General features: G+C 60.0%; 13 protein-coding genes. 3 read left to right on the forward strand and 10 right to left on the reverse strand.

Annotated elements, in window-relative coordinates; translation table 11 throughout:
- Positions 1–345: 345 nt before the first annotated feature.
- The 4 genes from cas2 to EOM25_09325 all read right to left on the reverse strand — a co-directional run bounded on the left by cas2 (position 346) and on the right by EOM25_09325 (position 4,803).
- Positions 346–624 (reverse strand): CRISPR-associated endonuclease Cas2, encoded by a 279-nt coding sequence (gene cas2 / locus EOM25_09310; GenBank protein NCC25377.1) that lies wholly within the window; start codon positions 622–624, stop codon positions 346–348.
- Positions 624–1,679 (reverse strand): CRISPR-associated endonuclease Cas1, encoded by a 1,056-nt coding sequence (cas1, locus tag EOM25_09315; protein NCC25378.1) that lies wholly within the window; start codon positions 1,677–1,679, stop codon positions 624–626. Before cas1 ends, cas2 begins: the two co-directional genes overlap by 1 nt.
- 6 nt (positions 1,680–1,685) lie before the next feature.
- Positions 1,686–3,290, reverse strand: coding sequence for a DNA primase (locus tag EOM25_09320; protein ID NCC25379.1), 1,605 nt, complete (start codon positions 3,288–3,290; stop codon positions 1,686–1,688).
- A gap of 109 nt (positions 3,291–3,399) precedes the next feature.
- The gene (locus tag EOM25_09325; protein ID NCC25380.1) at positions 3,400–4,803 is read right to left on the reverse strand and encodes a tetratricopeptide repeat protein; all 1,404 of its coding nucleotides are present in this window, start codon (positions 4,801–4,803) and stop codon (positions 3,400–3,402) included.
- A 154-nt stretch (positions 4,804–4,957) separates the two neighbouring features.
- Here EOM25_09325 and EOM25_09330 point away from each other — a divergent pair, with 154 nt between their 5' ends.
- The gene (locus tag EOM25_09330; GenBank protein ID NCC25381.1) at positions 4,958–5,275 is read left to right on the forward strand and encodes an AbrB/MazE/SpoVT family DNA-binding domain-containing protein; all 318 of its coding nucleotides are present in this window, start codon (positions 4,958–4,960) and stop codon (positions 5,273–5,275) included.
- The gene (locus EOM25_09335) at positions 5,272–5,673 is read left to right on the forward strand and encodes a PIN domain-containing protein (GenBank protein NCC25382.1); all 402 of its coding nucleotides are present in this window, start codon (positions 5,272–5,274) and stop codon (positions 5,671–5,673) included. The genes EOM25_09330 and EOM25_09335 overlap by 4 nt, the downstream gene beginning before the upstream one ends.
- Here EOM25_09335 and EOM25_09340 read toward each other — a convergent pair.
- The 6 genes from EOM25_09340 to EOM25_09365 all read right to left on the reverse strand — a co-directional run bounded on the left by EOM25_09340 (position 5,642) and on the right by EOM25_09365 (position 10,852).
- Positions 5,642–6,043: a type II toxin-antitoxin system HicB family antitoxin gene (locus tag EOM25_09340; GenBank protein ID NCC25383.1), complete on the reverse strand. Its 402-nt coding sequence runs from the start codon at positions 6,041–6,043 to the stop codon at positions 5,642–5,644. The genes EOM25_09335 and EOM25_09340 overlap by 32 nt on opposite strands.
- Positions 6,036–6,281: an addiction module toxin, HicA family gene (locus EOM25_09345; protein ID NCC25384.1), complete on the reverse strand. Its 246-nt coding sequence runs from the start codon at positions 6,279–6,281 to the stop codon at positions 6,036–6,038. The genes EOM25_09340 and EOM25_09345 overlap by 8 nt, the downstream gene beginning before the upstream one ends.
- An 84-nt stretch (positions 6,282–6,365) precedes the next feature.
- Positions 6,366–8,426, reverse strand: a complete 2,061-nt coding sequence (locus tag EOM25_09350) for a hypothetical protein (protein NCC25385.1) — start codon at positions 8,424–8,426, stop codon at positions 6,366–6,368.
- Complete coding sequence (locus EOM25_09355) at positions 8,413–9,531, reverse strand: hypothetical protein (GenBank protein NCC25386.1); 1,119 nt, start codon at positions 9,529–9,531, stop codon at positions 8,413–8,415. Before EOM25_09355 ends, EOM25_09350 begins: the two co-directional genes overlap by 14 nt.
- A gap of 17 nt (positions 9,532–9,548) precedes the next feature.
- A complete protein-coding gene (locus tag EOM25_09360; protein ID NCC25387.1) occupies positions 9,549–10,526 on the reverse strand; it encodes a hypothetical protein in 978 nt (325 codons plus the stop codon).
- Positions 10,523–10,852 (reverse strand): hypothetical protein, encoded by a 330-nt coding sequence (locus EOM25_09365; GenBank protein NCC25388.1) that lies wholly within the window; start codon positions 10,850–10,852, stop codon positions 10,523–10,525. The genes EOM25_09360 and EOM25_09365 overlap by 4 nt, the downstream gene beginning before the upstream one ends.
- 354 nt (positions 10,853–11,206) lie before the next feature.
- On the opposite strand from EOM25_09365, the gene EOM25_09370 reads away from it, so the two are divergent.
- Positions 11,207–11,476, forward strand: a 270-nt coding sequence (locus EOM25_09370; protein ID NCC25389.1) for a MerR family transcriptional regulator, incomplete at its 3' end; no start/stop codon positions are given.

An 11,476-nucleotide genomic window follows, 5' to 3' on the forward strand; every position in this document is an offset into this window, starting at 1 on the left:
TCTCAATCCCCTCGAGCCGGGGCAATGCATTGGATCCCGTCGCTCTGGTCGAAATGATCCTGGCCGATCCGTCTCAATCCCCTCGAGCCGGGGCAATGCATTGGATCCTTAGCCTGGGAGGGCTTGCCTGGCAAGGGTTTCCGGACCGTTTTTCTCCGACCCCCCTTGAAAATGGGCTTCGGGAATTTCCAAGACTGCGAAAATTGGGGCCACATTGCCGTAACAATTGAAAATCGTGTGATATCTTCAATTCTCTTATCCCAATCTGATGATCTACGTAATTTCAATATATTATGCAGAAAACGGGAAATGATCCAAAGGTCGGAGAACAGCACGGCCAACAATTCAAAAATATCCGCATTTTCCGCTCATTGGCTTCTCTCCCTGGCCGGTCCACTCCACCTTGTCCAGGCAGGCCTTGCAAATCGGATAGTAGCGGATCGAGTCCTCTGTCTGGTCGATATGGCGTTCCACATCGTCCATGAGCTTCAGAAGCCGGCGCTCGTCCAGATCCGGGCATTCGAAGACCGATTTCTGAACTCGGACTCCCAAACCTTTGAGGATCTTCTCGACCTTGGTCCGCTTGCGGTCGTCCACGATATCGTAGCACACGAGCCAGAACATCACCGCACCCCCGGCCAGGGATAGGGTGTGTAGGCCTCGGCCTCGCCCATGACAAAGGCCAGGAAGAGCCGGGCCTGCTCCAGGATGAGGCCACGGTGGGTGTGGTTCTTGCCCGTGGCCGGGTGATGGGCCTGTCGGTTCATCCAGGCTTCATAGGCCTGGAGGAAGGTCCGCCTCAATCCCGGTCCCATCTCCACCGGGCGCTTGTCCCGCATCTCGGCCTCGTCCGCGTATCCGCCCTTGGGGGCCTGACGGAAAATGAAGTCGTCCTTCTTGATGGCCCGACGGTTTACGAGCCCCAGAACAAGACGGTCGACCAGAAGCACCCGCCATTCCTCCACCAGGTCGCAGGCCAAAGAAGGCCGCCCATAGGCCGTGGCGTGCAGACTGCCCAGGTACGGGTCCAGGCCGACCCGCTGAATGGCGTTGGTGACCTCGCTGGTCACAAGCGTGTAGGTGAAAGACAGGAGCGCGTTCAGAGGATCCAGTGGCGGCCGCCTGGATCGACCATTGAATTCGAAGTCCATATTGGTCACCAAGCCCGGGAATGACTGGAAGTAGACGTTCGAGGCGTGGCCCTCCATGCCTCGGATGAGGTCGAGATCCGCTCCCGCACCGTCCAGGGATCGTTGCAGGGCCCGGATGCGGGCGGCGGATGCGGCCAGAGCCGCATTCGCGGTGGCCGTCGCGCGCTTTCCCAGAAACCGGGCCTGGGTCTCCAGTTTGCCCCGGACGATGGCCCGGGCGCAGGCCCCGGCCCGTTCTGGATCGGACAGGACCGCGTACTGGTTCCTGCGCCGTTCCACATGCTTGTGTTCGTCCAAGACCAGCCGGGCCTCGAACCGGCCCTTGGGATTGAGGATCACGGTCTCGATGCGCTTGCTGACCAGTTCCCGGAGCACGGCCGCGGTCAGGGTGGGGTAGCCAACCAAAGTCAGGGCCCGCAGGCCGTCCAAGGCCACCTCCTCGACGGTCTTGCCATCCCGGACCAGGGCCAGGTTCGGGCCTGACTTGCGGATATAGGTTCCGGTCTCGAGGACGAACACTCGTTCCATGGCCGCTCAACTCCGGGCCGGCAGGAACCGGGCCACCATGTCCAGGCTGGCCCGGAGATGGTCCAGGGCGTCCTGGAGGTTGTTGACCCGTTCGGCTTTGGGCGAATCGGCCGTGGACCACTGCGGACAGTGCAAGAGCGGGTGGGCGTAAGGCACGGGTTTTTCGAACGGGCAATAGTCGATGGTCAGGCCAAGGAGTTCGTGGATGCGACGACACCCCAACGGCGTGCCCCGAAGCCGGGAGAGTTTCAGGTCCACCAAATGGGGATTGTACTCGGGCTGATTTCCAAGGGCATGATGGAGAATGGTCCGGGCCCGGGTCAGAAAACCAAAAACCCCGTAGACGATCTTTTCCTCGCGCATGGTCAGCCCCCTCCCCTCCCGGCAGGAAGCCAGCAGTCCGGCCAGGGCCGGGCATCGCTCCGAAACGAGGGCCAGTTCGGGATAGGTGGCCGTCCATTCGGAAAATCGGGGATGTTCGAGGACCTGGCCGCCCCCGTCGCCAGTGGGTCCGGACCCGTCCAGGCCCGAGGCCGGGTTGAGTACAAGGCGGCCAAGACCGGCTTCCAGCCTAGCCCAGACGTCGCCCCGGACCTTGGGCCAGAATTCCGAGGCTTTGCCGGAAACACGATGAAGACCCATGGGCAGCTTGACCAGATTGCCCAGACCGGCCTCGCCGACCTTGTCCTGTTTGGGAAAAACCTCCAGATTGAAGGCGGTCAGATCCCGGCCGACCACGGTGGCGATGCGACCAAGAACGTGCCGGACCCGGGCTGCGGGCACCGGGGCTTCGAAGGCGAACCAGAAATGAAAGCCCTTGCCCCCGCTGAATTCCGTCAGGCAGGAGAGCCCGGCCTCGGCGGCCACCTCGGGCACCCGGTTGAGCATGAAGTCCCGATCCCGGTACACGGCCGAGCGCTTGGCCGAATCCAGCTTGCCTGTCCGCAGGCTCTTGGCCAGGTCGGCGTCGATGACGCCAAGACGAACGGTCCCCGGACCTTCCATGAGATAGACTCCATAGGTCTTTCGCCCTTGGAGATGATCCCGCAGATCCTGGGAGGTCATGGGCCGGCGCACGGGCACGTATCCGGCCGTGCCCTCGTTCCGGTTGGCCCATTGCCGGGCGAAGCAGTCCTCCCGGCCTCTGAAGACGTCCAGATACCGGCGCAACAGGTCGTCCTCCCGCCTGGCGGCCCTGAACGCTCCGTCCGGGACTGGATCGTCCCCGGATTCTGTTCTGGTGGGAATCTCGACATGGGAAAGATCCACTCCGTCTGGAGCAAGCTTGGTCAGGGCCATGGCTTCCGGTCCCCGGCCCAGGGCCGTGAGCAGGGCGGCCCGTTCGGCCCAGGCCGGGGCGAATTCCGGATGCGCGGCGTTGATGTGGCCCAGAATCCTGACCGCCAGATCGAGAAGACCGGCGCTCTGGGCCAGCAGGGCCCATTCCAGGGCCCGGTTGGGGGGCAGGACTTTCCAGACCGATTCGTTGGCCAGAATCCTGGCCGAGCGTTCCATGTCCTCGCCTCGGAGAACCCTGGCCCGTAGCGTGCCCAAAAGCAGGGCGAAATCGACTTTGGCCTTGGATTGTAGTTTTGCGTTGGCTGGATTCATGGTCGCCTGCCCCCTTCGGATTGATTCGCCCGGCTCCTGAATGCGGCACGGTCGGAGGGGATGACCGGTGGCCGCCTGAAGCCGGGCGAAATTTCATGGATATGTTTGTTCATCCTGCCTGGGCGAAAATTTTCCTCAATCGAGGCAGCAGGGGATAGCGTGGCCGCTCCGAGGCAATGGCCTGGGACAAGGTCAGGGCTTCGTCTCTCCGGCCTTGAGCCAGACAGGCCGCCGCCGTCCAGAACAGGCCGTCGGGATCCATGGAGCCGAAGACCTCACGGTGGAAATCGTCGGCTTGGCGGCCCATGGTCTCTGTCTCCTCGTACCTTCCCGCAAGATAGGCGATGCGGGCCAGGCGAACCAGGGAGACATGCCGGGAACGGCGATCTCGCGATGCCGAAGCCTCCAGCATCCGGGCGGCCTCCTCGTTCCGGCCCAGGGCCGTCAGACAGTCGGCCATAGTCCAGACCACGTAGGGGCGCCTGACCTTCTGAGGCACGGCTTGCACGGCCTGCAGCCCCTTGTCGGCCTCCCCCCGGGAAAGAAGAATCCTGGCCCGCAGCTCAAAGACATAGTCCACATCGGCCGGATTTTGACCGTGCAGGGCCGCATCCAGGGCCTTCAGAGCCTCGTCTGGTCGGGCCAGGGCGAATAGGACCTTGCCCAAGGCGAAATACTTGTGCTTGGGCGCCACCCAGTCCTTGCCCTCGTCCTCCCTGATGCAGGTTTCCACCAGGGGCAAGGCCCGGGATGGCCGCCCCAGCGTGTTCTCGCAGGAAGCCAGATTGTAGAGGGCCTTGACGTAGTTCTTTCGCTCTCGGGCCCGGGACAGACGGGTCTTGTCATCGTAGGCCTCCCAATTGTCCTTGGCCCGCTGGAAGTGAACCATGGCGTCTTCGGGCTTGCGCCGGAAATCGCGAACGAGCTTTCCCAGACGGTAGTGGTTCGTGACTCGGTCGGGCAGAATCTCGTTGGCCCTGGCGAAATGTCGCTCGGCCCTTTCGATGCGGGCCTTGCGCTCCGCCGGATGAAGGACGATCTCTCGGGCGTTGGCCGCCTGGAGGCTCCGGTACAGGGTGTAGCCAAGAGAAGCGTGGAGCCGGAAATCGTTCGGGTCCGCGGCCAGACAGACCTCCAGTTCGCGGATGGCTTCGTCAAGACGGCCGACCTGCCCCAGAGCAAAAGCCAGTTCCTCGCGTATCGGCCGGTCCAGACCGAACTCGACGAGTTCCGGATCCTTTTCTTCCACAGGAAGGAACAGGTCCAGGATGTCCGTCCACCGGTTGTCCACGGTCAATTCGCGGATTTCGATCAGCACGGCTTCCTGACGTCTGCGGGCCATGGTCACGGCTCCGGCGTCCCGGGCCAGGACGGCAAATGGATCATCGCTTGCCGGGACTTCGGAGCGGGGTTCGGCCTCGGGCCGGACAAGAATGCGGGCTGTATCGCTCATGGTCGTTCCTCCTGGACGGTCCTCGGCCGGGGCGAATCCCCAACGTCTCGGGCCGTTCATGATATGGAACGGTCATGGGAGGTTTGTTTTCAAAAAATGGATGAGCCCGAAACTGGAAGGAATACCCGCCGCGCGGTGGATGGGGATGGTGGACCTTCGGAGGTTGACCGATCCACGGCCTCGATATATCTGATTATCAGATAATCTGAATTTCATGAATCTGGAGGCAAGTACCATGCAAGCTGAAACAATCAAGGTCGGCAAGAGGGGAACCATTGTCATCCCCGCATCCATGCGGGCGAGATATGGTTTCACGGAAGGCTCGCAAATCATGGTCCAGGCCACGGATCAGGGGATGATTCTCCTACCGGCGGTATCCCTGCCTGTGGAAATGTATGGCTTGGATCGTCGGGCCGAATTTCTCCTGAACAATGCGGTCTCGGACGAGGAGTATCAAATGGCCAAGGCCGAAGTGCAGGCCATGGGTCTCGATCCCGACGATATTCCCCAGAGGGATCGAGAAGAACCATGACCATTCATCGGGTATTTCTCGATGCCAACATCCTCTTTTCCATGTCTTGGAAGCCGTCGAGCCTGATTCGGCTGATCGACTTGGCCCGGACCGGGCAATGCGCCTTGATGGCTTCAGGGTATGTTCTGGAAGAAGCTCGACGAAACCTGCCCAAAGCAGATCAAAAAACGGTGCTCGAGAATATAATGCGGCATGTGGCCCTTGTGCCCGAGGCCGACCCCACCATGGCCTGCCCTCTGGACCTGCCAAGCAAGGACCGGCCGGTGTTCATGTCAGCGGCCTTGGCCCAGGCCGATTTTTTTCTGACCGGCGACATCCGGCATTTTGGCCCCTTCTTCGGCCAGACTGTCCTGGGAGTTCGGATTCTCACGGCCCGGGAATACCTTCTGGAAGCGTGAGCCGTCGTCGTTGGCCAAAAGTTTTCCCTGAACTTCCACCCGGGGGCTCCTCGGCCCCCAGGGCCCGGGCCAGCACGGCCACGGCCAGGGTATTCATGGACACCCCTTCCTGTTTGGCCCGCAGACCAAGATCGGCATGCAGGGTTTTCGGCAAGCGGAGAACGAACCGCCCGCTCGCTTCGGGAACCCTCAAGGCCTTTCTCGTTTCAAGCCAGGAACGCTCGGCATCGGCGGCCTCGGACACGGCCTCAGCGATGCTCGAACCATCAGCCATGCATCCGGGCAGATCGGGAAAAGTCACCAGCCAACCGCCACCATCCTCTTCGCTCAGCGGCCGAACCTCGAACCTGTTCTGGGGATGATCAGGCATTGTCTTCCTCCTGCTTGCCGATCAGAGCCAAAAAACGGCGTACATAGATCGGCTTTATCGGCTTGTGGGAAGGAACGGTCAGGGATTCACCATCCGGGGCCACAAATGTCACGTGACTTGTCCCGGGTTGCCTCCATCGAATGCCGAGCTGCCTGGCCAGGGCCTTGAACTGTTCAATGCTCCAATCGTCTCTGGGATTGTTGCGCATGGCCAGAAGCAACTTTTCGTTTCTCGACATAATGATATCATATCCAGTATCAAGCTGTTGTCAATCACTCCCATCCAGCCACAAGAAGGGAAAACACCTCTTGGGTCATGGTCATCACCGATAGCTGAACGGAAACAACGTCTTCCGATTACGCAAGACCTCGTCCAGCACTCCAATCCAGTCTTTGGCGGTCAGAAGACAGGAGAAATGGTCCCTGTCCAATTCTCCGGACCGGACCGGCTCCATGGCCGCGGCCACATGATTCGGCGTTTCGGCATCGTCGAGAGCGCGTTCCCGCATGGCCGCCAGAGGCAGAAGGGCCATGACCCGGATGGTCGGACCGGATACTGGGGCCAGACAGAGATCCAGCGACTCAGCGAAACGCTTTCGAGCCTCGAACCGGTTCGGGGCCAAGAGCCCGAGATTGTATCCCAAAAGTTGGGAGGGATGGAGCCGATGCCCCTGTTCCGACAGCAGCCTTGCGAATCTGGCCTCGACCCGGTTCCTGAGGGGTTCGGGCAACATCCGCCCCCCGTCTACGTGGGCTCTGAGCAGAGCGTGAATCTGAAATGGGTCCATGGCCTCCACGGCCCAGTCATCATCGAACCGCAGATGTCCAATTCGGGCCAGGCTCTCCAGAGCCTCGTCGTCCCTTCCGGCCGAGGCCAGGGCCAAGGATTCGTAAATCAAGTCACGATTGCAGTCCGGAACGGTTTTCAAAACCTGAAAATCGCCAAAAGCCCGGATGGCTTTTTGAATGTGTTCCAGGGTCTGCTCGATATGCTCTGGCCCCCGAAAGGCCCAATGTTGGGCCATGGTGCCGTGGTATTGGCCCAAAATTTTCTTCACGCAGGGTCCGCCCGCGTTCTTGCAATGACGGGCCAAAGCCTTTTCCATTTCGTCGATGACCTCGGAGACCTCGGGCAGACCGACATAAGGGTCGGCCCGAAACAGAAAGGCGTTGTGTTCGATGCCAATGAGTCTCAGGAGGCTGGCCAGGACGGTTTCAGCCTCTCCCCCGTCCAAAGAGGCCACCGACGGAAAAAGGTCGTCCAGAACCCGTGCCCAGGCCCGGCTTCCCTCGATCAATCCGGCGTGATTGGCCTGATTCAGATGGAGCTTGGCCAACCGCCAGGCCAAGCCGGGGTCCATGGAACGAGCCAAATCCGGGGTCAGACAGGACAGCAGGGCCTGTCCGTCCTGGCAGGCATCTCTCTCCAGGCGTTTCTCCAGCATCTCCAGGAGCAGGCCCAGATCGTCGTCCCGGCTCAGGCTTGAGCCTAGTGTCGTGGAATGGCGTTCGATCCAGGGAATGAGACTTGGCGAAAGAACGGCGGTCAAAAATCTGGCCGGATTCCGATCTGATTTGAGGACTCTGTCGAGCTCGACGAGACGGGCCGCCGGGGCCAGAGGGCAGTGGACGATCTCCACGGCCTGGTCCACATGGTCCAAAAAAACGCAATCCTCGACGTCAAGAGCGGACTCGGCGCAGGACAGGGGCGCGAGGAGGGACCGACCTAAACGACGGGCCAAGCCGATCTTGACTCGCAGGCCGTCCACCGGAAGCAGTCGACCGCTCATTTCCACTGCGCCGCTGGCCAAGACCGGCGGGAAGGGAAAATCTTCAAATGCGGCCACGATACCCAGAGCCATGGGGAGACCCAGGGAAGGCCCGCAAATCTTTCGGCCACAAACCAGCGGCCAAAAAGCCGCCTCCTGGCCATGTCTCTCCCAGCACCAAGCCCGGACCAACTCCACTGCTCGGAGGGCCTCAGAATCAAGAATCGTGGACTGGTGGCCGAGAATCACGGGCAGGTTCCTGCCTAATCCGACCAGTGAATACTCGAGAACGGCATCATCCCCAGCCAGAAGGATCAGTGGAACCAGCTTCCAGGTTGCCGATTCCAGATCGCCCAGAGGTAATCCGGTCCACTGCTCGGCCTGAGCCCGGAGCCAGGGGCGAATTTCGCCCGGGGTGGCCGCCGGATCCAAAAGATGGCTGGCCAGGAGGACGGGACTCAGATCCGGGACATTGAAACTGGTCAATTTCCCCAGACGGACAGCGGCATCGTGTCCGGGCCAAATCCCGGATCTGGGAGCGAGACGCCCCGGCAGAATACCTGTACGGATTTCGCACAGGAGGGAGTCCACGGTCCAGCGGTCAATGCCGGTCATGCCCGTCGATCACCAGCAGAACCACCGGACGACCCGATGAAAAGGCCTCTTCCGAAAGGTCGGGAAACTCGGCCCGGACCATGGGTCCTCCCAGGGGGTCCGGAAAAATATTGCCTTCGGTCATTTCCTGGCCGTGCTTCCACCAGGCAAACACCTGCCCTTCAGCGGCCTCCGGGTTCAGGGCGGCCGTGCAATGGATGGTATTCTCGCGCCATTCTAAACGATGGAGGATGGCCAACCCGGCTTCGATCAGGGTTTTTTCGTTTTCTGGTCGAAAGACGATGAAGGAGTGCTCGGCTTCGCCGGCCGCCGCCAAAGGCAAACGGTCACGGGGCAGTTCGGTCTGAGCCAAAGATTGCAGGACGTCACCGGTTTTGGGCATGCCAATGCGGGAATCGAAGGCCAAAACCCGGGACCGAACATTCGACTCGTTTCCAAGTTTCCGAACGATACTAGCCCGTTCGTGGCGATCCACGAGGCGGTCCAGGGCCTCCAGAGCCATGCGACTGCCAATATCCAATTCCAGTTGACGGAAAAACCAGACGGGTGAGTCCTGGTCGATGGAGGAAGATTCTTGATCACAATTCCGGAGAACGGTCCCGACCCGCTCCGGTTCTGCCCTCCCCAGGCAAAAATCAAGGTCCTCCACGTCCAGGGCATAGGTGTTCCAGGACTCGGCCCAGGGCAGTCCAGGCCCCAGGGGTACGTCCCCATCGCCTGCCAGGCCCCCTTCGTCAAAGGTCTGGGCCACCCGCACGGCCCGATCTTCCGTCATGACCTTGAGAACCACGACAAGGGGCGGGTTGATGTGGCGAAAGCATTCATCCCATCCTCCTTTACGTTCCTTCAGGGCCCAAACCTGACCCGGACCCGGTTCCGGCCTCAACGGAGGAGGCCAAAGCCCGGCCAATGTCGAGCCAAGTTCATGCCAATCTGGCTCCATTTTTTTCTCCATGGCGCAAAAAACACATCCCCGGGCGTGTTCCCGGACCTTTTCGGCTTGACTCTCATCCATGAGAATCGAATGAGGCGGGCAGGTTCGAGTTCTGAACATCTCGCGCCAGGCTCGCTTGATGGTTGAAACGTCGATGCTGGTTTCAGTCATGATCATGTACTCGCTTTTCAGGCATAACGGGAACAGTCCTCATCGTTGCAGCCGTCGAGGAGAAAAACGACGAACCGGGCGAAAAGGGCCTCGTCCAGGTCTGGTTGGGAAAGCCCCTCGTGCATGCTGGTCAACTCCCGGATCAACCCGAAGGCTTTTTTCTTGTGGTAGGCTACACCTGATGGCCCGGCCAGGTTCAGTGCCCGGGCAATGCTTTCCATGGTCAGTTCGCAGTGGATCAGAAGGCAGACCAGGAGAAAATGCCCGGCCCGATCCAGTTGTACGGCAACAGTCCCAGCCAGTTCAGCCAGAAATTCTTCGGAATGGACCGGATCAGTTCGGGACAACTCAAGAGCTGGTCCGAAAGAATTCTCGTCTTCCGTTTCATCGAGCGACTCGTCGGGAACGTGGCCTTCGTACACGAGGTGAACCGGATAGCCTGCCCGGATGAAAGAACAAAGTTCCCGTAAGGGGATGGCTCTTCCCGGGCCCAAAAATTTGGAGACCTGATTCCGGAAGGAATCGGCCAGATGGAGGATGCCTTTGGCCGTCCGGATATCCTGGGGCTCAAGAAGCGGATGGATGGGGCAAACCCCTCTGGCAAGAAGCTCCTCGTAGGCAGGGATGGCCTCGCCATTGCCGCCGTAGGTCGAGAAATCCCGTCCTGGCGAATACATCCACTCGCCCACGGTCGAGGCCAAAACCTGACGAACCCGACGATAGAGGGGATCTCGCCTGCCCTCGGCGATCATCGTCGCCAGCATGGACCGAATTTTCCGTTCCAGACCCGTCCAGTCCTTTCTGGCCAGGAACAAACCTAAACCGGCATGGCACGATCCGCCGCGCTCCCGCAAAAGGACCCAGAGATCGGCCGACAGTTCATCTGGCTCTGCCAAGTCATTGTATTTTCGGGCCCCCACGCAGCGCATGAGCAGTTGGCTGCACTCGACCGAGTGAATCCAGTCCAGAAAAAATTGTTCTGAGGCCCCGGTCATGAACCGGCCTCCAGGCATGTAGATGGGACCTGGCCCAAATACTGGGGCCAGGAGGCAAAACGCATCTGTTCTGGAAGGGATAGAGAAAACTGCTCCAGAAGATAGGTTTTTTTCTTAAGAATTCTCCCTGTGTCCTGGAACACGCAGCCCTGTCGAATGGCTCTCGCCGCAGTCAGAGGCTTGCTTGTGCAGGGACAAATCGTGGTCGACATCCCCTGAATCCGACGAAGCACAAAGAGCGGATGGGTTTCATCGGGAGGCCGGTTTCGGGGGAAACGCTCTCCAGTTTCCTGCATCCACCACCTGTTTTCGGCCGTGAAGAGCATGTTTACCCGCCACTCCCGTCCGGTCAGAAAGCATTTCTTTGAATTCGACGATTCATCATTTGCCTGTCGAGGGCCCCAAATTTCCAACCCGCGAATAGTGTTTTGGATCATTCGACCATCCTTGAAAAAAATCGGCTCATTTCCGTTATCCATGATCATGGCGGCCTGGCCGGCATGCGGAGTAGGTATGATGGGAGAAGACTCATGGCAAGACAAATAACCCATTCCCTACCGCGAACGCACCCGTTCGCACCCCCGTGTCATCCTGCCTCCTGATTTTCCAGTTTCAAAAAATTCGATTGAATTTTTTATAGACACTTGACAACGACATTTTTAGTGATAAAAAATGTCGCCATGGAAAGCACGAATCAGAAACTCACCCTGGCTGAGGTCTGCGCCTTGACCGGCGTCAATCAGCGCACGGTCCGCTTCTACATCCAGAAAGGCCTGGTGGATCGGCCCGTGGGTCTGAAGAAGGCGGCCTATTACACCAGAGAGCATGTCCGGCAGCTTCTGGAGATCGAGAAATGGAAAGGGGTCGGGATGACTCTGGAGGGCATTCGGGAGGTCATGATCCGGGATGGGGATGACCTTCCACTGCCTCCTCCGCCAAGGGAACCGGGG

Source organism: Deltaproteobacteria bacterium (genome assembly GCA_009929795.1).
Taxonomy (GTDB): Bacteria; Desulfobacterota; Desulfovibrionia; order Desulfovibrionales; family Desulfomicrobiaceae; genus RZZR01.

What these genes read in the sequence shown, in the direction of transcription:
- EOM25_09335 (NCC25382.1), top strand. Translation starts at nt 5,272, where the DNA reads ATGACCATTCATCGGGTATTTCTCGATGCCAACATCCTCTTTTCCATG.
- EOM25_09365 (NCC25388.1), bottom strand. Translation starts at nt 10,852, where the DNA reads ATGCTCTTCACGGCCGAAAACAGGTGGTGGATGCAGGAAACTGGAGAG.
- cas2 (NCC25377.1), bottom strand. Translation starts at nt 624, where the DNA reads ATGTTCTGGCTCGTGTGCTACGATATCGTGGACGACCGCAAGCGGACC.
- EOM25_09345 (NCC25384.1), bottom strand. Translation starts at nt 6,281, where the DNA reads ATGTCGAGAAACGAAAAGTTGCTTCTGGCCATGCGCAACAATCCCAGA.
- EOM25_09320 (NCC25379.1), bottom strand. Translation starts at nt 3,290, where the DNA reads ATGAATCCAGCCAACGCAAAACTACAATCCAAGGCCAAAGTCGATTTC.
- EOM25_09355 (NCC25386.1), bottom strand. Translation starts at nt 9,531, where the DNA reads ATGACTGAAACCAGCATCGACGTTTCAACCATCAAGCGAGCCTGGCGC.
- EOM25_09350 (NCC25385.1), bottom strand. Translation starts at nt 8,426, where the DNA reads ATGACCGGCATTGACCGCTGGACCGTGGACTCCCTCCTGTGCGAAATC.
- EOM25_09325 (NCC25380.1), bottom strand. Translation starts at nt 4,803, where the DNA reads ATGAACGGCCCGAGACGTTGGGGATTCGCCCCGGCCGAGGACCGTCCA.
- cas1 (NCC25378.1), bottom strand. Translation starts at nt 1,679, where the DNA reads ATGGAACGAGTGTTCGTCCTCGAGACCGGAACCTATATCCGCAAGTCA.
- EOM25_09360 (NCC25387.1), bottom strand. Translation starts at nt 10,526, where the DNA reads ATGACCGGGGCCTCAGAACAATTTTTTCTGGACTGGATTCACTCGGTC.
- EOM25_09330 (NCC25381.1), top strand. Translation starts at nt 4,958, where the DNA reads ATGAATCTGGAGGCAAGTACCATGCAAGCTGAAACAATCAAGGTCGGC.
- EOM25_09340 (NCC25383.1), bottom strand. Translation starts at nt 6,043, where the DNA reads ATGCCTGATCATCCCCAGAACAGGTTCGAGGTTCGGCCGCTGAGCGAA.